The organism is Streptomyces sp. BK79 (assembly GCF_044142145.1).
In the GTDB taxonomy this organism is placed as follows: Bacteria; Actinomycetota; Actinomycetes; order Streptomycetales; family Streptomycetaceae; genus Streptomyces.
On record NZ_JBHVOC010000009.1, the window covers coordinates 80,665 to 100,415 of the forward strand.

The following is a 19,751-nucleotide window of genomic DNA, read 5'->3' on the forward strand; positions in this document are numbered from 1 at the left end:
TCGAAAGATGAGGGAAGCAGCGGGGCCGACGGGACGGGAACGCGACCCCGAGGCGGTGTCGCGCTTCGTGGAGGGCTTCGCCGCCCAGCTCGTCGAGGCCGGGATGCAGCGGATGCCGGCCCGGGTCTTCGCCGCCCTGCTGTCCTCCGACTCGGGGTCGCTGACCTCCGCCGACCTGAGTGAACGGCTCCAGGTCAGCCCGGCCGCCGTCTCCGGCGCCGTGCGCTACCTCTCGCAGCAGCACATGGTCTCGCGCGAGCGCGAACCGGGCTCGCGCCGGGAGCGGTACCGGGTGCACAGCAACCAGTGGTATGAGGCGCTCACCAACCGCGAGGCGATCCTCAAGCGCTGGGAGGGCGCCCTGCGCGAGGGCGTCACCAGCCTCGGCGCCGAGACCCCGGCGGGCCGCCGCATGGCCGAGACGCTGGCCTTCTTCGAGTTCATCGACGGCGAGATCGCCGCCATGATGGAACGCTGGCGCGTGCACCGGGAGGAGCGGTTCGGGCAGGGCTGACGGGGTGACGGGGCGAACCGGTCACGCACGCGTAAGCGATCGACTACGCTGAGTGAGGACTGGTCCGCATCAAGGGGAGGGCGCATCATGACAGTCATGGCAGAGCGACCGACGATCAGCGGCACTGAGTCCCAGAGCTTCGAGGGGTTGCTGAAGACCCTCGACGAACTGGTCGTGCCCGACGGCTTCAAGGCCGAGATCATCAGGGGGAGCATCGTCATGTCGCCGTGGTCGAAGGGGTACTACCAGAGGGTCATGCGTCTGGTGTGCGCGCAGATGGAGCCGTACGTCCCCGAATCGCACCTCATCGAGCGGGCGCCGTTCCTGTATGTCTTCCCCGGGAACGAATGCGCCTACGGGCCGGACATCCACGTGGCGCACGAGCGAGCCTTCGAGACGGAGAGCCGCCACCTCGACGGTGAGAGCCTGTCCCTCGTGGCTGAGCTGACCTCGCCCGCCACCAGGAAGGACGACCTCACCGACAAGGTCGGGGTGTACGCCAAGGCAGGCGTCCCCGTCTACCTCATTCTCGACATGCAGGAAGAGCAGGCCATCGTCTACGGTTCCCCCTCCCGGGAAGGGATCTACGAGGTCCGCTTCACGAAGCCCTTCGGCGAGAAGCTGTCGATCCCCGACCCCTTCGGCTTCCTCCTGGACACGACAGGCTTCAAGGCCCCCTGAGCCCCTCAGCCCCGCGGTTACCCCACCGGCAGCGTCAGCCCCCAGGCCCCCTCCCGCACCACCCACGTCCGCGTACGCACCGGCCCCGAGACCACCGCGTCCGCCCGGTACCGGAAGTGCGCCCCCGACACGGTCACCGTCCGCCCGCTCGCCGTCAGCGGCGACGCCTGCGCGCCCACCGACACGGGCCGCACCTCCACCTCGGCCATCCCGCCGGCGCCCGGCAGCACCGAGACCCCCTCGACCGGCTCGTCCAGGTCCACCAGGGTCACCCCGTCGACCTCCACCCGCAGCCGGACGGGACCGGCCGCCCCCGGCCCCGACGCGGCCCGGACCGGCCGTGCGGACGCCAGCGTGCGTACGAGGGACTGACAGGTCCGCAGCCAGGGCCGCCCCGCCGGGCCCGCACCCGAACCGAACCCGGAAGCCGAACCGGACCCGGAAGCCGAAGCGGAACTGGAGGCCGAACCGGAACGCCGATCCGAGTCCGAGCCCATCCCCACCCCCACCCCTGAGACCCAGCCCGGGCCCGCACCCGCCCCGCCCGGCCCCCCGCCCGGCCCGCCGCCCCCGCCCACCTGCTCCCGCGGCCCCACCGGCGGGATCCCCACCGCCCCCAGCACCACCCCGTCACTGTCGTCGACGAGCAGGTCCAGTCGCCGCTCCGCCCCGTCCAGCACCGCCCGCGCCGCCGCCACCGCACCCGACGGCAGCCCGAGCGACCGGGTCAGGCCCAGCTCCGGCCCCACCGGAACCACGGACAGGGCGCACGCCGACAGCTCCCGGTGCCGGTGCAGCAGGCCGACGGCACGCAGCAGCGCGTGGTCGTCCCCGATCACGACGGGCCGTCGCGAGCCCCGCCTCCGCAGCGCCCGGGCGAACTCCTCCGGCCCGTCCGGCAGGCACACCTTCGTACTCGCCGCACCCGCGCTGAGCACGTCTTTCGCGATCCGGACGGACTCCCCGTCCGCCCGCCGGGCGACCGGATCGACGACCACCAGAAGCTGATCGGGCCTCGCGGAGGATCTCGCGGAAGAGTTCGCGGAAGTCGCCACCTCGGCCATGCCTCGCTTCCTCGGGTAGCATCTTTGTGCAAGAGCCCCTTGCGCTATTGCGCCAGGGGCTTCGTCTATTCCGGGGCATCCGGTCCGACGGTTGGCGGCCAACGACGGTCGCGGTGCACGCGGTGGATCCCCTCCGCGTACGCCCTCGACCTTGGACATGCCCCACCCGGAAGGGGTGTACGCGCGTGCCCGCACTTGTGCTGCTCGGTGCTCAGTGGGGTGACGAAGGCAAGGGAAAGGCGACGGACCTGCTCGGTGGCTCCGTCGACTATGTGGTGCGCTACCAGGGCGGCAACAACGCCGGCCACACGGTAGTCGTGGGCGACCAGAAGTACGCCCTCCACCTGCTCCCTTCCGGGATTCTCTCCCCCGGCTGTACGCCGGTCATCGGTAACGGTGTCGTTGTCGACCCGTCGGTCCTGTTCTCCGAGCTGAGCGGGCTGAACGAGCGCGGCGTCGACACGTCCAAGCTCCTGATCAGCGGAAACGCGCACATCATCACGCCGTACAACGTGACCGTCGACAAGGTGACGGAACGCTTCCTCGGCAAGCGCAAGATCGGCACCACCGGTCGCGGCATCGGCCCGACCTACGCCGACAAAATCAACCGCGTCGGTATCCGCGTCCAGGACCTCTACGACGAGTCGATCCTCACCCAGAAGGTGGAGGCGGCGCTCGACGTCAAGAACCAGATGCTCACCAAGCTCTACAACCGCCGCGCGATCGCCACGGGCCAGGTCGTGGAGGAGCTGCTGGGCTACGCGGACAAGCTCCGCCCGTACGTCGCCGACACCGTCCTGGTCCTCAACCAGGCGCTGGAGGACGACAAGGTCGTCCTCTTCGAGGGCGGTCAGGGCACCCTCCTCGACATCGACCACGGCACGTACCCCTTCGTCACCTCGTCGAACCCGACCGCGGGCGGCGCCTGCACCGGCGCCGGCGTCGGCCCGACGAAGATCAGCCGGGTCATCGGCATCCTCAAGGCGTACACGACCCGCGTCGGCGCCGGTCCCTTCCCGACCGAGCTGTTCGACGAGGACGGCGAGGCGCTGCGCCGCATCGGCGGCGAGCGGGGCGTCACCACCGGCCGTGACCGCCGCTGCGGCTGGTTCGACGCGGTGATCGCCCGGTACGCCACCCGCGTCAACGGCCTCACCGACTTCTTCCTCACCAAGCTCGACGTCCTCACCGGCTGGGAGCAGATCCCGGTCTGCGTGGCGTACGAGATCGACGGCGAGCGCGTCGAGGAGCTGCCGTACTCGCAGTCCGACTTCCACCACGCGAAGCCGGTCTACGAGATGCTGCCCGGCTGGAGCGAGGACATCAGCAAGGCGAAGTCCTTCTCCGACCTGCCGAAGAACGCCCAGGCGTACGTCAAGGCGCTCGAGGAGATGTCCGGCGCCCCGATCTCCGCGATCGGCGTGGGCCCGGGCCGGGACGAGACGATCGAGATCAACTCGTTCCTGTAGGACCTGTAGGACCTGTAGGACCTGTAGGACCTGTAGGACCTGTAGGACCTGTAGGACCCGGTCTGTAGGGCCGTAGGACTGTAGGACCTGTAGGACTGGTGCCACCGCCCGGCGGATACGCTGGCCGGTGGCACCAGCGGATGGCCAGCACGGACAGCGGTACGGACGGCACGGAGCGAGCGGAACATGCGGAAGCCCACCACCCGGATGTGGATCTGGCTGACCGTGGCGGTCGTCGCCGTGGCCGGAGGGCTCCTCTTCCTCGACAGCCACCGCGTCTCCGCCGCGCCGCACGCCGACGACCCCAAGTGCGACAAGATCGTCTCCCGTCTTCCGGACGACATCCCGGGCGCCTCGCGCGACTGGACCCTCGGTGACGGGGTCGCCGCCTGGGGCGGCCGGAAGGCCGTGTTCCGCTGCGGCGCCGAGGAACTGCCGCCGAACATCAACCTCTGCGTCACCGCCGACGGGGTCGACTGGGTCCTGGACGAGGAGCGGCTGAAGCGCGACGGCGTGAGCGTCCTGCGGACGTACGGCCGCTCCCCGGCCGTGGAGTTCACGTACTCCGGTCCGCGCGAGGAGGTCGGCGGCATCCTGGCCGCCCTGGACCCGGCGGTGAAGTGGATCCCGCAGAAGCGCCAGTGCGTCGGCCTGTCCGACGCCGAGATCGCGTAGCGAGCGGCATCCGGACACGACGCGCCGGCTTCCGTTCGGCCCCCTTCGCCGGGCGTCCGCGCGGGGCGTGGTGTCGGATCGTAGGCATGACCGACCGCGACCGCGCCGCTTCCTGTCAGGGCCCGTACGGCGGCGGGGGCGACCCCGGGGACTGCGGCGACCCGGCCCGCTTCGAGGTCGCCCGGCACCTGCGGGCACCGCTGCGGGTGTGCCCCGTACACCTGGGGCCGTCCCTGCTGCTGGCGGACGGGGTGCTCTGGCCGCCGGGAATCTCCCTGATCCGCTGACGGGCCGGCCCGCTCCGCCGACGGAACAGTCCGCGCGTATCGGGCATAGGCTGAGGTTGTACACGTCGCGTCGGCAGAAGAAGGTGAGTGCGATGCGCGTGCTGCTCAAGGCCACGCTGGACACGGAGAAGTCGAACGAACTCGTCCGCAGCGGCAAGATGGCCGACCTGATGAGGGAGACCCTCGATCACATGAAGCCGGAGGCCGCCTACTTCGGCGCCATCGGCGGCCGGCGGACGGCCCTGCTGGTCATCGACATGCAGGACAGCTCGGATCTGCCCCGGCTCGGTGAACCGTTCTTCATGGAGATGAACGCCGACGTCGAGGTCTGCCCCATCATGAACGGCGAGGACCTGGCGAAGGGCCTCGCCCAGCTCCGCTGACCCGGTCGGTCGGCAGCTCGGGTCAGCTGAAGACGATCATCGATCCCTGTGCCAGGCTCCGCGTGGCCGCCGCGTGCAGACCCAGCCACACATGACGCTCGCGGGCGAAGGGGCTCGCGTCGTACGGCGCGGGGACGGCCGGCTCCTCCAGTTCCGTGGGGGCGAGCGGCGCCGCCGGCGGTGCCGGGGGGTTGGCCGGATCGATGCCGAGGGCCGGGGCGACGGCCTCCAGCTCCCGCAGCAGGGTGTGCGAGGAGCCCAAGGGGCCGCCGCCCGCGAGGAGTTCGTCGCTGGAGAGCGGGTGCGGGAAGTCGACCGGGACGTACGCGCCCGCGTGGTCGTAGTGCCAGACCAGGTGCGACTGCTGGGCCGTCGCCTCGAACATCTCCAGCAACTGCTCGTAGTCGCCGCCCAGTTCGTCCACCGGCGTCACCGGCAGCCCGCACACCTGGAGCAGGTACGCCCGGCGCAGGAAGTGCAGCGCGTCGTAGTCGAAACCGGCCACCGGCGCGACCTCGCCGGACAGCCCCGGCATGTACTGGTACACCGGCACCGGCGGCAGCCCGGCCTCGGCGAGCACCTTGTCGTATTGCGCGAGTTCCTCGGCGAACGGGTTGTCCGGCGTGTGGCACAAGATGTCGACGAGGGGTACCAGCCACAGGTCACAGGCCAAAAGAGGGCTCCTCACGGGGGACGGGCGCGCGGGACGGGCACGCGGGACGGGCACGGTGGTCAGGAAGCGTAGTCGGTGCGCGGGGTGTGCGGGATGCGCGGTGCGTGCAGGTCCCATACCCATCTGGAGCCGGACCACGACACGTCAGGCGTCCGTCATCCGTCCGTCATCCGTCCGTCAGCCGCCGGTGAGCCACCGGTGAGCCGCTCGATCAGGGCGAGCGAGTGGGCGTTGTACGCCTCGACGAGCGAGCGCGCGGCCGGGGCGTCGCGGCGGGCGAGGGCGTCGACCAGTTCGGTGTGCCCGGACCACAGGGCGCCGCGCAGGTCGCTGAGCCGGCGCAGGTGCTGCACCGTGCACACCCAGCTCTGCACGCGCAGCCGGTGCAGGAAGTCGGAGAGGTAGGGGTTGCCGAACAGGACGGCCAGCTCGCGCCAGTAGCGGAGGTCGTAGCCGATGAGGACGGTCAGGTCACCGGCCGCGGCGGCGCGCTGGGCCTCCTCGCCGCGCCGGCGGACGCCGGAGAGGGCGGCGGCGATGCGCGGGTCGTCCGGGTCGGGTCCGCCCCGCCGCTCGCCGACGAGGGCGGCGAACATCCCGTCGGTGACGAGGCTGCGCGCCTCGATCATGCCGCGGAAGTCGCTGACCGAGTACTCGTGCACGCGGAAGCCGCGGTGGTGGTCGGCGTCGAGGAGCCCCTGCGCGGACAGGTCGACCAGCGCCTCGCGCACCGGCGTCGCGGACACGCCGTACTGCTCGGCGATCTCCTTGACGGTGAACTCCTGCCCCGGCTGGAGACGTCCGGCCAGCACCTCGTCGCGGAGCGCGTCGGCGATCTGCCGCCGCAGGGTGCTGCGCGTGACGGCGCCGGTGCCGCTGGGGCCGGGCATGGTCGGGCGGTCTCCTCGTCGCGTGGGGGAGGGGCGTACTCGTACACCTGTCTACCGTGTACGAGCACGCCACCTTACGCGCTCGGGCCGCCGCACCCCTGCCCGTGAGCGGGCAGGGGCCGCCGCCTGCACCGCGTATGCGTCCGCGGGCCGTCTACGCCGTGTACTCGTCCGCGACGGACAGGGCCGTGTCCAGGACCGCCAGGCCCTCCTTCAGTTCCGCCTCCGAGATGTTGCACGGCGGCACGACGTGGGTGCGGTTCATGTTCACGAAGGGCCACACGCCGTGGGCCTTGGCGGAGGCGGCGAACGCGTTCATCGGGGTGGCCGCCTGACCGGTCGCGTTGTACGGGACCAGCGGTTCCCGGGTCTCCCGGTTCTTCACCAGCTCCAGGGCCCAGAACATGCCGGTGCCGCGCACGTCGCCCACGCTCGGGTGCCGCTCGGCCAGCTCGCGCAGCGCGGGCTCGACGACCTCGGCACCGAGCCGGGCCGCGTGCGCGACGATGCCCTCCTCCTCCATCACGGTGAGGGTGGCGACGGCGGCGGCGCAGGCCAGGGGGTGCCCGGAGTAGGTCAGCCCGCCGGGGTAGGGGCGCTCGGCGAAGGTCGCGGCGATCTCGCCGGAGATCGCGACGCCGCCCAGCGGGACGTAGCCCGAGTTCACGCCCTTGGCGAAGGTCATCAGGTCGGGCACGACGTCGTACAGGTCCGCCGCGAACCAGGAACCGGTCCGGCCGAACCCGGCCATGACCTCGTCGAGCACGAAGACGATGCCGTACTTGTCGCAGATCTCGCGCACCCCGGCGAGGTAACCGGCCGGCGGCATCATGATCCCCGCCGTGCCCGGGATCGTCTCCAGGATGATCGCGGCGACGGTCCCCGGACCCTCGAACGCGATCGTCGTCTCCAGGTGCTCCAGCGCCCGCGCGCACTCCTGCTCCTCGGTCTCGGCGTAGAAGCGCGAGCGGTAGAGGAACGGCGCCCAGAAGTGCACGACACCGGCCGTGCCGCTGTCGGAGGCCCAGCGGCGCGGGTCGCCGGTGAGGTTGACCGCCTGCTGGGTGCCGCCGTGGTACGAGCGGTACGCCGACAGCACCTTGGTCCGGCCGGTGTGCAGCCGCGCCATGCGCACGGCGTGCTCGACCGCGTCCGCGCCGCCGTTGGTGAAGAAGATCTTGTCCAGGTCGCCGGGCGTCCGCTCGGCGATCAGCCGCGCCGCCTCCGAGCGCGCCTCGACGGCGAACGCGGGCGCGAAGGTCGTCATCTTCGCCGCCTGCTCCTGGATCGCGGCGACGACCTTGGGGTGCTGGTAGCCGATGTTCGTGTAGACGAGGCCGCTGGCGAGGTCGAGGTAGCGCTTGCCGTCGTAGTCCCAGAAGTACGACCCCTCGGCGCCGGCGACGGCGAGCGGGTCGATGAGCTCCTGGGCGGACCAGGAGTGGAAGACGTGCGCGCGGTCCGCGGCCTTCACGGCGGCGCCGGCCTGGGGATGGGGCTGAGGGGTCATGCGGCCGAGCGTAGATGTCCGCGATGCGGAAACGGAATCGGCGTCCTGTCTGCGGTCGACGACTTTCCACGACAGGTTGTCGACGCGGCGGCACGGCGCCGGCCCTCGAAGTCTATTGACAGCATGCTGTCTACATGACAGCCTTCTGTCATAAGTCGTACGACCCCCGCGCCACCGCAGGAGGACTCATGAACGGCATCCGCAAGCCCGTCCATCTCGCCGTGTACGACACCCTGGCCGACTGGGAGACCGGCCACGCGACCGCCTTCCTGGCCCGCGCCGGTTACCCGGTCCGCACCGTCGCCGCCGCCACCACCGCCCCCGTCACCAGCATCGGCGGCCTGCGCGTCCAGCCCGACCTGGCCCTGGCGGAGCTGCGCCCCGAGGACAGCTCGCTGCTGATCCTCCCGGGCGCCGACCTCTGGGACACCACGGACGACCTGGCCCCCTTCGCCCGCACCGCCCGCGCCTTCCTGGACGCCGGCGTCCCCGTCGCCGCCATCTGCGGCGCCACCGCCGGACTGGCCCGCGAGGGCCTGCTCGACGACCGCGCGCACACCAGCGCCGTCTCCTTCTACCTGGCCGCGACCGGCTACGCGGGCGGCGGGCGGTACGTGGAGGCCGACGCGGTCACCGACCGCGGCCTGATCACCGCCGGCCCCACCGAGCCGGTCGCCTTCGCCCGCGAGGTCCTCGGCCTGCTGGGGGCGTACGAGGGGGAGGTCCTGGACGCCTGGTACCGGCTGTTCCACGACTCCGACCCCGAGGCGTACGCCGTACTGGAGAAGGCGGGCGCGTGAGCGTCCGGGAGCGGCAGGACCTGCTCAGCCGGGCCGCGCTCGGCGTCTTCCGGCTCAACGGCCAGTTCCTCGCGGTCGCCGAGGAGCTGGCCCGGCCCGCCGGGCTCACCGCCGCCCGGTGGCAGGTGCTCGGCGCGGTGCTGCGCGAGCCGCTGCCCGTCTCCGGCGTCGCCCGCGCGATGGGCATCACCCGGCAGAGCGTGCAGCGCGTCGCCGACCTGCTGGTGGAAGGCGGCCTCGCCGAGTACCGGCCCAACCCGGCCCACCGCCGAGCCAAGCTCCTCGCGCCGACGGAGGCGGGCTTCGCGGCCGTCTCCCGCATCGACCCCGGCCACGCCGCCCTCGCCGACCGGCTGGCCGGGGCGTACGGGTCCGTCGCGGAGCTGGCGGAGGCGGTCGAGGCCGTCGAACGGCTGTCGAAGGCGCTGGACGACATCGGCGGCCCGCCCGTTACGGAACCGTAGACAGAACGTGGAGCAGAGCCGCTCACCGTGAGGCCCCCGCGCACTATCCTCGGTCTGTTGCTCACGTTCGGGGGGAAGGCGGCGCAACATGCACAAGCTCGAGGGCGGGGACCCGCGGCACATCGGCGCCTACCGGCTGCTGGGACGGCTCGGCGCGGGCGGGATGGGCCACGTCTACCTGGCCAGATCGGACCGCGGGCGCACGGTCGCCGTGAAGCTGGTGCGCGAGGAACTGGCCGCGCAGGAGGAGTTCCGGGAGCGGTTCCGGCAGGAGGTCCGGTCCGCGCGCCGGGTCGGCGGGTACTGGACGGCGCCCGTGCTGGACGCCGACACCGAGGCCGCCGTGCCCTGGGTCGCCACCGGGTACGTCGCGGGCCCCAGCCTCCAGCAGGTCGTCGGGCACGACCACGGCGCCCTGCCCGAGCGTTCGGTACGCACGCTGGCGGCCGGCCTCGCCCACGCGCTCCAGGACATCCACGCCGCCGGGATCGTCCACCGCGACCTCAAGCCGTCCAACGTGCTCGTCACCATCGACGGCCCCCGGGTCATCGACTTCGGCATCGCGCGGGCCCTGCAGACGGTGACCGACGGCGGCCTCACCCGGACCGGGGCGCTCGTCGGCTCGCCCGGTTTCATGGCGCCCGAGCAGGTGCGCGGCGACCGCATCACGCCCGCCTGCGACGTCTTCTGCCTGGGTTCCGTCCTCGCCTACGCCGCCACCGGCGAACTGCCCTTCGGCACCTCCAACAGCGGCGTGCACGCGCTGATGTTCCGCATCGCGCAGGAGGAGCCCGACCTGGACGGCGTGCCCGAGGGCATCGCCGACCTCGTCCGCGACTGCCTGAAGAAGGACCCCGCCGCCCGCCCCGTCCTCGCCGAGGTCCTGGAACGCACCGGCGCCCAGGACACGGTCGCCGAGGGCCGTTCCCGCGACCCCTGGCTGCCCAGCGCGCTGGTGGCGCAGCTCGGCCGGCACGCGGTACGCCTGCTGGACACGGAGAACCCGGAGAACCCGGAGAACCCGGAGAACCCGGAGAGCCTGGACAGTCCGGAGAGCCCGGCATCCTCGGGGCAGGCCGAGGCGGTCACCGCGGTGACCGCCCCGAACACCCCGCCCGCGGACCCGCCCCAGGCCGGCCCCGCTCCCTCCCCGGCCCTCGATCCGGCCGCCGATCCGGCCGCCGGCGTGCCGGACGGACCGCCGCCCCCGCGCGAGCCGGGCAGCGGCAGCGGCGGCGCCCCGCTGAACCACCTGCCCACACTCGTCGCGGGCCAGCACCCCCCGACGCCCCCGCCCACCCACAACCACCACCCCCACCATCCCCACCAGCAGCCCCAGCAGCCGGCCCACGGGTACGCCCCACCGCCCTACGGCGCCCCGCCCGGCTACCACCCGTACGGCGGTGGCCTCGGCGCGACCCCGCCCTACGGGCCCCCGCCGCCCTACGGCCCGCCCCACGAGCCGCACCGAAGAGGCCGCTCCACCGCGCTCCTGATCGTCGTCGCCCTGGTCGTCGCGCTGGGTGCCGGAGGCTCGGTCTACGCCCTGATGAGCGGGGACGAGGGCGGCGACCAGGCCGGCGGCGACCCCACGCACACCGCGACGGCGGGCGCGTCCCAGAACCCGGGCCCCAGTCCCGACGGCCCGGACCCGACGACGGAGGCCGACGGGTCCGCCACGCCCTCCACCTCGGCGCCCGAGGACGGCACGATCCCCTCGGCCTACCTGGGCACCTGGGCCACGACCATCGACAACGCGTCCGGCGTCCACACCCGGCAGCTGACCATCCAGCAGGGCGAGGTGGGGGACACGGTGCTGTCACTCGTCGCCGACGGTCCCGCGGGCAACGGCAGCTACCACTGCGTCTTCGAGGCCGACCTGGCCGGCGACCCGGGCTCCGACGGGCCCCTGAGCATCGGCCCCTCGACGGTGACGGTGGGCCCGTCCAGCACCTGCACCCCGGGCGAACCCTCCCGGGTCAGACTCCTGCCGAACGGCACCTTGGAACGCACCAACACCGGCACCGACGAAAAACTCACCTACCGCCGCCAGTAACCCCCCCCCAGATGCCGCCGCTGCCGCCGCCGCTGCCGCTGCCGCTGCCGCTGCCGCCGCTGCCGCTACGGCCGCCCCAGCCGCTGTTGCCGCCGTAGCTGCGGGCAGTCGTGCCGCTGGGGCGGCACGGGTGGGCGCAGCGGCTCCCCGTCACGCCGGGCAGGCGCACCCACCCCCGGCCCCCACCGGCCCCGGGCACCGAAACACGCCGGTCACCGGAACGCCCCCGGCCCCCGGCCGCGCGGCACGCGTCACCGCGGCTCCGGCGGCCGCTGCCGCGGCATGTTCGGCCGAGCCCCGTTCGGCGACACCGAGAAGCGTCCGGGCCCTCCGGAGCCCCCCGCCTCCGACCGCGCCGTCCCCCCGGCCGCCCCCCACTGCAACCCCAGCGGCGCGGCCCCGGACCGGAAGTCCACCATCCAGTCCGCCGTCTCCGCCCGCACCAGCTCCGTCACGTCCTCGGAGAACCGCCGCAGCACCGTCAGGCACCGCTCGGCCGCCTCGCTCGCCGTGCCGTCCGCCGGCCCCAGCACCTCCCGCACGCTCTCCGACGCCCAGTCGAACTGGAGCGCCTGGAGCCGCCGCTGCACCGCCTGTGCCGTGGCCACGTCCCGCATCCAGCCTGACGTCACCCCGAAGTACCGGTCCCCGGCCACGCACGCCACGGCGAACAGCAACGCCAGATACCCCCACGGGGCGGCGCCGCCCACCACACCGGACATGTCCAGCAGCGGCAGTGCGGCCCCGGCCACCGCCCCCGCCGCGGCCCCGGCCCGCAGTGCCATGGCGCCGCGCCGCTTCCACACCCGGTCCGCCAGGTACCAGGCCGCCGTGTCCAGCGCGCCCCGCTCCACCCACCGGTACAGCTCGTCCAGGCGCTCCGCGGGCAGCGCCCAGTCCCCGAGCGGAAACGCCCGTCCGGTCAGGTCGCCCGGCCGCGGTCCGGTCGCCCCCTCACCGGCCCGCCCGTCGTGCGGCGGCCTCTCGGGCTGCATCTCCGGCTGACCCACCCGGCACTCCCTACGCTCACCGTCCGTGGGGATCCTTCCTACCGCCCAATGGGTGGCGAAGAAGCTGGTTCCGCGGCTTTTCCGCCCGGAAGAGGGCGTTGATCAGGTATAGGACTCCGCCGGTATCACTCGAAAGAGTGCTGGAGCGAGGGCCGCCCGGACCACGTAGGCTCGTGCCGAACGGCAAAAAGGCGCCGCGGCGACCCCGCGGCGACAGCGGCGACAGGAGCTGAACGTGATCCCCGGTGGTGGCCAGCCCAACATGCAGCAGCTGCTTCAGCAGGCGCAGAAGATGCAGCAGGACCTCGCCCAGGCCCAGGAGGAGCTGGCGAGGACCGAGGTCGACGGGCAGGCGGGCGGCGGCCTGGTGAAGGCGACGGTCACCGGCTCCGGCGAGCTGCGCGCCCTCGTGATCGACCCGAAGGCGGTGGATCCGGAGGACACCGAGACCCTCGCCGACCTGGTCGTCGCCGCGGTCCAGGCGGCCAACGAGAACGCGCAGAACCTCCAGCAGCAGAAGCTGGGCCCCCTCGCCCAGGGCCTGGGCGGCGGCAGCGGTATCCCCGGTCTGCCTTTCTAAGACCGGCCGCGGGCATCTACCGTACGTAGTGCAGGAACCTCAGGAAGGACGGCAGTCCGTTGTACGAAGGCGTGGTCCAGGACCTCATCGACGAGCTGGGGCGGCTGCCCGGCGTCGGTCCCAAGAGCGCGCAGCGGATCGCCTTCCACATCCTCCAGGCCGAGCCGACCGACGTACGGCGGCTCGCCCAGGCCCTCATGGAAGTGAAGGCCAAGGTCCGCTTCTGCGCGACCTGCGGAAACGTCGCGCAGGAGGAGCAGTGCAACATCTGCCGCGACACCCGCCGCGACCCGTCCGTCATCTGCGTGGTGGAGGAGCCGAAGGACGTCGTCGCCATCGAGCGCACCCGCGAGTTCCGCGGGCGCTACCACGTGCTCGGCGGCGCGATCAGCCCAATCGACGGGGTCGGCCCCGACGACCTCCGCATCCGTGAACTGCTCGCCCGCCTCGCGGACGGCACCGTCACGGAACTGATCCTGGCCACGGACCCGAATCTGGAGGGCGAGGCCACGGCCACGTACCTCGCCCGCATGATCAAGCCCATGGGCCTCAAGGTCACCCGCCTGGCCAGCGGCCTCCCGGTGGGCGGCGACCTGGAATACGCGGACGAGGTGACCCTCGGCCGCGCCTTCGAGGGGAGACGACTCCTAGATGTCTGACGCCACGCTGCACGCGACCAATCAGAATCCCGACGACTTCGCCGTCCAGATCGCCGACCAGATCGAGAGCTTCCTGGTCGCCGTCACCGAGGTGGCCAAGGGCGACGAGCCGGACTCCGCCGTCCCCTTCCTCCTCCTGGAGGTCTCCCAGCTCATGCTGGCCGGCGGCCGCCTGGGCGCCCACGAGGACATCGTCCCCGACGAGCGCTACGAGCCCGACCCGGGCCCCGAGCTGGACGTGGACGAGCTGCGCGAGAACCTCGCCCGCCTCCTCGACCCGATCGACGTCTACTCCGAGGTCTTCGACCCCTACGAGCCGCGCAAGGCGCCCGTCCCGGCCCGTATCTCCGACGACCTCACCGACGTCATCACCGACCTGCGCCACGGCATGGTCCACTACAGGGCGGGCCGCACCACCGAGGCCCTGTGGTGGTGGCAGTTCTCCTACTTCTCCAACTGGGGCTCTACCGCCTCCGCGACCCTGCGCGCGTTGCAGTCCGTCGTCGCCCACGTCCGCCTGAACCAGCCCCTGGAGGAGCTGGACGGCCTCGACACCGACCAGGACCTCGGCGACGAGACCCTGGAGACGGAGGCCGGCCGCGTCATGGTCCAGGAGATCGCGGCCCCGCTCGGTCTGCGCCCGGTCCGCTGACACGTCCGCGCGGTGGGCGGCCCGCGCCGACCGGCCCGGGGGCGAGCCCCGGGCCGGGACGGGTGACGGTCAGGACACGGCCGTGTGGACCGGCTCCGTCGTGAAGAACCAGGGCGTGGGCTGTCGGCCGGCGAAGGGGGTACGCCAGTCGCCGGTGCCCTTGTAGACGTACGTGCCCTCAGAGCTGTAGGCGAACAGGTCGGCGCGGTCGTCGCGGTCGGCGTCGCCGATACCGACGGTGTACTGGTACGCGTTCCAGCCGCCGCCGATCCGCGTACGGGACGCGAAGGTGCCGTCGCCCTTGCCGAGGTGGAGCCAGAGGACGCCGGCCTTGTCCCGGGCGATCAGGTCGCCGGTGGCGGCGCCGCCGATGTTCCCGGTCGCGGTGATCTGGTTGTAGCCGCCGTAGCCCGTACCGGCCTTGACGCGTGCGGCGAAGGGCGCGCGCCAGTCGCCGGTGCCCTTGTAGAGCCACAGGACGCCGCTCTTGTCGGTGGCCAGGAGGTCGGCCCTGCCGTCGTTGGTGACGTCACTGCCCGCGGCGATCTTGTCGTAGACGCCCCAGCCGCCGCCGATCCTGCTCCGCGTGGCGAACGTGCCGTCGCCCTTGCCGAGGTAGAGCCAGAGGACACCGGCCTTGTCCCGGGCCACCAGGTCGCCGGTGGCGGCGCCGCCGAGGTCGCCGGCTGCTTCGATCTGGTCGTAGCTGTTCCAGCCGCCGCCCACGACCACGTTCTCGACCTCGAACAGCTGGTTGTCGTTCCAGGGGTCGATGTGGGTGTCGGAGCGCCACAGGCGGCCCGAGGTGTCCCGGGCCAGGAGGTCGGGGCTGCCGTTGTCGTTGTAGTCGTGCGGGGCGGCGTCGCGGACGACCTTGAAGGTGCCGGAGGAGGTCAGGGCCGGACCGATGCCGTTGAGCGGGCGGGCCGTGATCTCCCAGGTGTAGTCGCCGTTGGGCGCACTGGCCCTCGTCTGGTCGACGTCGCCCCGCCAGTCGAAGGTGAAGTCCGTCGATGTCGGGCCGTGGAAGGTGGCCTGCGCGGTCTTGCCGGTGCGCTGGTGGCGCAGCGTCACCCACAGCAGCGCGTTGTTCCGCGACAGCGTCCAGCGCAGCTTGACCCGGCCGCCGTCGCGGTCGAGGTCGATCACCGCGGGGACGTCGTGGCCGACGAGCGCGAGCTTCGTGGGTTCGCCGGTGCTCGCGACCAGGGCCGCGGCCGGGGTGCCGTCGGCGCCCGAGGTGACGGTGTAGACCCCCTCGCCCCGGGCCACCGTGCCGCCGCGGGCGTACAGGACGCCGTCGGGTGAGGTCGCGGCGGACGTGAGGTGGTCCAGCAGCTTGGTGGTCGACCCCGTCTTCAGGTCGCGGGCGGTCAGGGCGGACAGGGTGCCCTCGTAGTCGTAGGACTGGCCGCCGGGGTCGCCGTACACCAGGAGGTCTCCCTGGAGACCGACCTCCACGTCCCGGGGCAGCGAACTGGCCAGCGCGATCCGTCGCGTCTCGCCCGAGGCGCGCGTGCGGACGGCGACGCTGGTGCGCTCCGAGCCGTACTCGACCCACGCGACGTAGTCCGCGGAGACGGCGATGTCACCGTTGCCGGACGGTTCGTCCCGCAGGCCGGTCTCCGTGACCGCGCCGGTGGCGAGGTCGACCAGGCCCCAGTACTTCTTGCCGCCGCTGAGGTACGTGACCAGGCCGTGCGTGGAGGTGCCGGCCGAGACACGGCGGCTGGTCGCGTCGGCCGGGAGGCCGGTGACCGGGGACCGTCCGCCGTCCTTGGTGTGCAGGAACAGGTCGGCACCCTCGGGGGCACTGCTGTCCGTGCTGAACAGTGCCTGGCCCGCGGCGCCCGCGAAGTCGAGGCCCGCGGCCGGCTGGACGAAGACGTCGAAGACCTTCCGGCCGGTGGCCAGGTCCCGCAGCTCCGCCGTGTCGCGGCGAGGCTGTACGGCCACCAGGTCGCCGTATCCGGTGGCCTGCATGGGCAGGCTGTCCGCCAGGTCGGTGACCATGCCGTCCGACGCCCGGATCCAGGCCCGGTCGTTCTTGGTGTTGTCCCAGGTCAGGTAACCCGAAGCGGTCGCCGCCAGGATCCTGTGGCCGACCGGGAAGGCGACCGTCGCCGCGTCGGCGGCCGCCACCGCCCCCTGCGACGGCGGGACGGCCGCCGCCGGGAGGGCCGGAAGGGTGGCGCCCAGGCCGGCGGCGAGAGCGACGGTGGCGGCGACGGCGAGGCGTCTGCGCGCCGGACGTGCGTGCGTCAAGGTGGTGATCCTCCCAGCGGCGGCGCACCGCGCACCGCCGATGATCAGACTCGCCGCCGCCCGGCGGGGTTGTAACCCGGCGACCTTGTGAACGTGTGACACACCGCACGTTCCCGAGTGACCCGCGCCCTCCTGGGCATGAGCCAGCCTGAGCGAGTACCCGGGTCTCATCATGCGATACCGCAGTGGTGGAATCCGGACGCTCGGTAAAATGAGCCGACCGCAGTACATGTACGTACGTGCGGAAAGAGACGGATTGAGCGAGGAGCGCACGTGGGCCTTGTCGTGCAGAAGTACGGAGGCTCCTCCGTAGCCGATGCCGAGGGCATCAAGCGCGTCGCCAAGCGGATCGTGGAAGCGAAGAAGAACGGCAACCAGGTGGTCGCCGTCGTTTCCGCGATGGGCGACACGACGGACGAGCTGATCGATCTCGCCGAGCAGGTGTCCCCGATCCCTGCCGGGCGGGAACTCGACATGCTGCTGACCGCCGGAGAGCGCATCTCCATGGCGCTGCTGGCCATGGCGATCAAAAACCTGGGCCACGAGGCCCAGTCGTTCACCGGCAGCCAGGCCGGAGTCATCACCGACTCGGTCCACAACAAGGCCCGGATCATCGACGTCACGCCGGGGCGCATCCGCACCTCGGTGGACGAGGGCAACATCGCCATCGTGGCCGGCTTCCAGGGCGTCAGCCAGGACAGCAAGGACATCACCACGCTGGGCCGCGGCGGCTCCGACACCACGGCCGTGGCCCTCGCCGCCGCCCTCGACGCGGACGTCTGTGAGATCTACACGGACGTCGACGGCGTGTTCACCGCCGACCCGCGCGTGGTGAAGAAGGCGAAGAAGATCGACTGGATCTCCTTCGAGGACATGCTGGAGCTCGCGGCCTCCGGCTCCAAGGTGCTCCTCCACCGCTGTGTGGAGTACGCCCGCCGGTACGACATCCCGATCCACGTCCGGTCCAGCTTCAGCGGACTCCAGGGCACGTGGGTGAGCAGCGAGCCGATCAAGCAAGGGGAAAAGCACGTGGAGCAGGCCATGATCTCCGGTGTCGCGCACGACACCTCCGAGGCCAAGGTCACCGTCGTCGGTGTGCCGGACAAGCCGGGCGAGGCGGCCGCGATCTTCCGGGCGATCGCCGACGCCCAGGTCAACATCGACATGGTCGTGCAGAACGTGTCCGCCGCCTCCACGGGTCTGACGGACATCTCCTTCACCCTGCCGAAGACCGAGGGCCGCAAGGCCATCGACGCGCTGGAGAAGAACCGGTCGGCCATCGGCTTCGACTCCCTGCGCTACGACGACCAGATCGGCAAGATCTCGCTGGTCGGCGCCGGGATGAAGACCAACCCCGGGGTCACCGCCGACTTCTTCACCGCGCTGTCCGACGCGGGCGTGAACATCGAGCTGATCTCGACCTCGGAGATCCGCATCTCGGTCGTCACCCGCAAGGACGACGTCAACGAGGCCGTCCGCGCCGTGCACACCGCCTTCGGGCTCGACTCCGACAGCGACGAGGCCGTCGTCTACGGAGGCACCGGACGCTGATGGTCGACATCGCGGGTGCCGGGCGCACCGGGCGGCCGACGCTGGCCATCGTCGGAGCGACCGGCGCCGTCGGTGCGGTCATGCTCCAGATCCTGTCCCAGCACGCGGACGTCTGGGGCGACATCCGTCTGATCGCCTCGCCGCGCTCGGCCGGCCGCAAGCTGGCCGTGCGCGGCGAGGAGGTCGAGGTCGTCGCGCTGAGCGAAGAGGCCTTCGACGGGGTCGACGTCGCCATGTTCGACGTACCCGACGAGGTCTCTGCCCAATGGGCGCCCGTCGCCGCCGCCAAGGGCGTGGTGGTGGTCGACAACTCCGGCGCGTTCCGGATGGACCCGGACGTGCCGCTCGTCGTGCCCGAGGTCAACCCGCACGCGGTGCGGATGCGGCCGCGCGGGATCATCGCCAACCCGAACTGCACGACGCTGTCCATGATCGTGGCGCTGGGCGCGCTGCACGCCGAGTTCGGGCTGCGCGAGCTGGTCGTCTCCTCGTACCAGGCGGTGAGCGGGGCCGGCCGGGACGGCGTGGAGACCCTGCGCCGCCAGCTTTCCCTGGTGGCCGGCACCGAGCTGGGGACGCACCCCGGTGACGTACGGCGGGCGGTCGGCGACGACACCGGGCCGTTCCCGGAACCGGTCGCGCTGAACGTCGTACCGTGGGCCGGGTCGCCGCGCGAGGACGGCTGGTCGTCGGAGGAGATGAAGGTGCGGGACGAGTCCCGCAAGATCCTCGGGCTGCCGAACCTCCCGGTGGCGGTGACCTGCGTACGGGTGCCGGTCATCACCACGCACTCCCTGACCGTGCACGCCCGCTTCGAGGGCGAGGTCACCGTCGACAAGGCCCGCGAGATCCTCGCCACCGCGCCCGGCGTCGTCCTCTTCGACAACCCGGCCGCGGGGGAGTTCCCGACCCCCGCCGACGTCGTCGGCACCGATCCGACCTGGGTCGGCCGGGTGCGGCGGGCCCTGGACGACCCGACGGCGCTCGAACTCTTCGTCTGCGGGGACAACCTGCGCAAGGGCGCCGCGCTGAACACCGCGCAGATCGCGGAACTGGTGGCCGCCGAGTTCGCCTGAGCGGGACCACCTGAGCGGGACCGCCTGGGCGGGATCAATCGGGTCAACAGGACCAACAGCCCCAACCGGGCGGGACGTCCTGGGCCTGTGGGGTTCCTTTGTAGAATCCATGTGCGAGATGTGATCCGGAAGTTGGTCCGGACTACTTGTAACCAACACCTGTGGCATCAGAGGATTTCCTCCCCGCCCTCCGCAACCGTGCGGAGGGCGGGGAGCGTCTTTGCGGTCACCCATTCAGGGCGCGGGGCGCGTGGTCGGCGTGGGGACGCCGAGGGCGGGCGTGGGGACGCTCGTGCACACGGGACATAGGGGAAGAGCGGGACGATGAGGGCCTATGACGCACCGTCAGCCGGAAGGCCGCCCGGTCGGCGCGGGAACATGACGCCCGGCGCGTACAACCCTCACGGGGGTGAGCGTGTCCAACTGGCGTGGCAGAGGTACTCGATTTTCCCGCAGCGACGCGTGGCCCCGCCGTGCGGCCGCCCGTCCGGC

The 19,751-nt window shown here is 72.1% G+C and carries 20 protein-coding genes; 14 read left to right on the forward strand and 6 right to left on the reverse strand.

Going from position 1 to position 19,751, the window contains the following annotated elements; translation table 11 throughout:
- Nucleotides 1-7: 7 nt before the first annotated feature.
- Together ACFIF2_RS13325 and ACFIF2_RS13330 are read left to right on the forward strand one after the other, a co-directional pair.
- Entirely contained in the window at nucleotides 8-514 is a 507-nt protein-coding gene (locus ACFIF2_RS13325) for a GbsR/MarR family transcriptional regulator (protein ID WP_395572816.1), read from the forward strand.
- Nucleotides 515-601: 87 nt separating this feature from the next.
- Nucleotides 602-1,195, forward strand: a complete 594-nt coding sequence (locus ACFIF2_RS13330) for a Uma2 family endonuclease (RefSeq protein ID WP_395572817.1) — start codon at nucleotides 602-604, stop codon at nucleotides 1,193-1,195.
- A 17-nt stretch (nucleotides 1,196-1,212) separates the two neighbouring features.
- Here the strand turns inward: ACFIF2_RS13330 and ACFIF2_RS13335 are convergent, their stop codons facing one another.
- Nucleotides 1,213-2,259, reverse strand: a complete 1,047-nt coding sequence (locus ACFIF2_RS13335; protein WP_395572818.1) for a diacylglycerol kinase — start codon at nucleotides 2,257-2,259, stop codon at nucleotides 1,213-1,215.
- Between the two features lie 185 nt (nucleotides 2,260-2,444).
- Between ACFIF2_RS13335 and ACFIF2_RS13340 the strand changes: the two genes are divergently transcribed.
- From ACFIF2_RS13340 to ACFIF2_RS13355, 4 genes are all read left to right on the forward strand, one after another.
- A complete protein-coding gene (locus ACFIF2_RS13340; RefSeq protein WP_395572819.1) occupies nucleotides 2,445-3,728 on the forward strand; it encodes an adenylosuccinate synthase in 1,284 nt (427 codons plus the stop codon).
- Between the two features lie 186 nt (nucleotides 3,729-3,914).
- Nucleotides 3,915-4,403, forward strand: coding sequence for a DUF3515 family protein (locus ACFIF2_RS13345; RefSeq protein ID WP_395572820.1), 489 nt, complete (start codon nucleotides 3,915-3,917; stop codon nucleotides 4,401-4,403).
- Between the two features lie 86 nt (nucleotides 4,404-4,489).
- Nucleotides 4,490-4,690: a hypothetical protein gene (locus ACFIF2_RS13350; RefSeq protein WP_395572821.1), complete on the forward strand. Its 201-nt coding sequence runs from the start codon at nucleotides 4,490-4,492 to the stop codon at nucleotides 4,688-4,690.
- Between the two features lie 92 nt (nucleotides 4,691-4,782).
- On the forward strand, nucleotides 4,783-5,073 hold the full coding sequence (locus ACFIF2_RS13355; protein WP_395572822.1) for a hypothetical protein: 291 nt from the start codon (nucleotides 4,783-4,785) through the stop codon (nucleotides 5,071-5,073).
- 22 nt (nucleotides 5,074-5,095) lie between these two features.
- Here ACFIF2_RS13355 and ACFIF2_RS13360 read toward each other — a convergent pair whose 3' ends face one another.
- From ACFIF2_RS13360 to ACFIF2_RS13370, 3 genes are all read right to left on the reverse strand, one after another.
- Nucleotides 5,096-5,746, reverse strand: a complete 651-nt coding sequence (locus ACFIF2_RS13360; protein WP_395572823.1) for a hypothetical protein — start codon at nucleotides 5,744-5,746, stop codon at nucleotides 5,096-5,098.
- Between the two features lie 155 nt (nucleotides 5,747-5,901).
- Entirely contained in the window at nucleotides 5,902-6,636 is a 735-nt protein-coding gene (locus ACFIF2_RS13365; protein ID WP_395572824.1) for a GntR family transcriptional regulator, read from the reverse strand.
- A 154-nt stretch (nucleotides 6,637-6,790) separates the two neighbouring features.
- Nucleotides 6,791-8,146: an aspartate aminotransferase family protein gene (locus ACFIF2_RS13370; RefSeq protein WP_395572825.1), complete on the reverse strand. Its 1,356-nt coding sequence runs from the start codon at nucleotides 8,144-8,146 to the stop codon at nucleotides 6,791-6,793.
- A 188-nt stretch (nucleotides 8,147-8,334) separates the two neighbouring features.
- On the opposite strand from ACFIF2_RS13370, the gene ACFIF2_RS13375 reads away from it, so the two are divergent.
- The 3 genes from ACFIF2_RS13375 (at nucleotide 8,335) to ACFIF2_RS13385 (ending at nucleotide 11,466) form a co-directional block, all read left to right on the forward strand.
- On the forward strand, nucleotides 8,335-8,946 hold the full coding sequence (locus ACFIF2_RS13375) for a DJ-1/PfpI family protein (protein WP_395572965.1): 612 nt from the start codon (nucleotides 8,335-8,337) through the stop codon (nucleotides 8,944-8,946).
- Nucleotides 8,943-9,410 (forward strand): MarR family winged helix-turn-helix transcriptional regulator, encoded by a 468-nt coding sequence (locus ACFIF2_RS13380; protein WP_395572826.1) that lies wholly within the window; start codon nucleotides 8,943-8,945, stop codon nucleotides 9,408-9,410. The genes ACFIF2_RS13375 and ACFIF2_RS13380 overlap by 4 nt, the downstream gene beginning before the upstream one ends.
- Nucleotides 9,411-9,498: 88 nt before the next feature.
- A complete protein-coding gene (locus ACFIF2_RS13385) occupies nucleotides 9,499-11,466 on the forward strand; it encodes a protein kinase (protein WP_395572827.1) in 1,968 nt (655 codons plus the stop codon).
- Between the two features lie 251 nt (nucleotides 11,467-11,717).
- Here the strand turns inward: ACFIF2_RS13385 and ACFIF2_RS13390 are convergent, their stop codons facing one another.
- Complete coding sequence (locus tag ACFIF2_RS13390) at nucleotides 11,718-12,476, reverse strand: SLATT domain-containing protein (RefSeq protein ID WP_395572828.1); 759 nt, start codon at nucleotides 12,474-12,476, stop codon at nucleotides 11,718-11,720.
- 235 nt (nucleotides 12,477-12,711) lie between these two features.
- Between ACFIF2_RS13390 and ACFIF2_RS13395 the strand changes: the two genes are divergently transcribed.
- From ACFIF2_RS13395 to ACFIF2_RS13405, 3 genes are read left to right on the forward strand one after another with little or no spacing between them, the layout of a single operon-like run.
- Nucleotides 12,712-13,056 carry a YbaB/EbfC family nucleoid-associated protein gene (locus ACFIF2_RS13395; RefSeq protein WP_395572829.1) on the forward strand — a complete coding sequence of 115 codons (345 nt, stop codon included), beginning with the start codon at nucleotides 12,712-12,714 and terminating at the stop codon, nucleotides 13,054-13,056.
- 59 nt (nucleotides 13,057-13,115) lie between these two features.
- On the forward strand, nucleotides 13,116-13,715 hold the full coding sequence (gene recR, locus ACFIF2_RS13400) for a recombination mediator RecR (protein ID WP_007451877.1): 600 nt from the start codon (nucleotides 13,116-13,118) through the stop codon (nucleotides 13,713-13,715).
- Nucleotides 13,708-14,367: a DUF5063 domain-containing protein gene (locus ACFIF2_RS13405; RefSeq protein WP_395572830.1), complete on the forward strand. Its 660-nt coding sequence runs from the start codon at nucleotides 13,708-13,710 to the stop codon at nucleotides 14,365-14,367. Before recR ends, ACFIF2_RS13405 begins: the two co-directional genes overlap by 8 nt.
- A gap of 69 nt (nucleotides 14,368-14,436) precedes the next feature.
- On the opposite strand, the gene ACFIF2_RS13410 is transcribed toward ACFIF2_RS13405, so the two are convergent.
- Nucleotides 14,437-16,632, reverse strand: a complete 2,196-nt coding sequence (locus tag ACFIF2_RS13410; protein ID WP_395572831.1) for an FG-GAP repeat domain-containing protein — start codon at nucleotides 16,630-16,632, stop codon at nucleotides 14,437-14,439.
- 273 nt (nucleotides 16,633-16,905) lie between these two features.
- Between ACFIF2_RS13410 and ACFIF2_RS13415 the strand changes: the two genes are divergently transcribed.
- Both ACFIF2_RS13415 and ACFIF2_RS13420 read left to right on the forward strand, forming a co-directional pair.
- Nucleotides 16,906-18,183 carry an aspartate kinase gene (locus tag ACFIF2_RS13415; RefSeq protein WP_395572832.1) on the forward strand — a complete coding sequence of 426 codons (1,278 nt, stop codon included), beginning with the start codon at nucleotides 16,906-16,908 and terminating at the stop codon, nucleotides 18,181-18,183.
- A complete protein-coding gene (locus ACFIF2_RS13420; protein WP_395572833.1) occupies nucleotides 18,183-19,259 on the forward strand; it encodes an aspartate-semialdehyde dehydrogenase in 1,077 nt (358 codons plus the stop codon). Before ACFIF2_RS13415 ends, ACFIF2_RS13420 begins: the two co-directional genes overlap by 1 nt.
- The last annotated feature ends 492 nt before the right edge of the window (nucleotides 19,260-19,751 follow it).

Coding starts and splice junctions, on each gene's coding strand:
- ACFIF2_RS13325 (WP_395572816.1), top strand. CDS start 8: ATGAGGGAAGCAGCGGGGCCGACGGGACGGGAACGCGACCCCGAGGCG.
- ACFIF2_RS13330 (WP_395572817.1), top strand. CDS start 602: ATGACAGTCATGGCAGAGCGACCGACGATCAGCGGCACTGAGTCCCAG.
- ACFIF2_RS13335 (WP_395572818.1), bottom strand. CDS start 2,259: ATGGCCGAGGTGGCGACTTCCGCGAACTCTTCCGCGAGATCCTCCGCG.
- ACFIF2_RS13345 (WP_395572820.1), top strand. CDS start 3,915: ATGCGGAAGCCCACCACCCGGATGTGGATCTGGCTGACCGTGGCGGTC.
- ACFIF2_RS13350 (WP_395572821.1), top strand. CDS start 4,490: ATGACCGACCGCGACCGCGCCGCTTCCTGTCAGGGCCCGTACGGCGGC.
- ACFIF2_RS13355 (WP_395572822.1), top strand. CDS start 4,783: ATGCGCGTGCTGCTCAAGGCCACGCTGGACACGGAGAAGTCGAACGAA.
- ACFIF2_RS13365 (WP_395572824.1), bottom strand. CDS start 6,636: ATGCCCGGCCCCAGCGGCACCGGCGCCGTCACGCGCAGCACCCTGCGG.
- ACFIF2_RS13370 (WP_395572825.1), bottom strand. CDS start 8,146: ATGACCCCTCAGCCCCATCCCCAGGCCGGCGCCGCCGTGAAGGCCGCG.
- ACFIF2_RS13375 (WP_395572965.1), top strand. CDS start 8,335: ATGAACGGCATCCGCAAGCCCGTCCATCTCGCCGTGTACGACACCCTG.
- ACFIF2_RS13385 (WP_395572827.1), top strand. CDS start 9,499: ATGCACAAGCTCGAGGGCGGGGACCCGCGGCACATCGGCGCCTACCGG.
- ACFIF2_RS13405 (WP_395572830.1), top strand. CDS start 13,708: ATGTCTGACGCCACGCTGCACGCGACCAATCAGAATCCCGACGACTTC.
- ACFIF2_RS13420 (WP_395572833.1), top strand. CDS start 18,183: ATGGTCGACATCGCGGGTGCCGGGCGCACCGGGCGGCCGACGCTGGCC.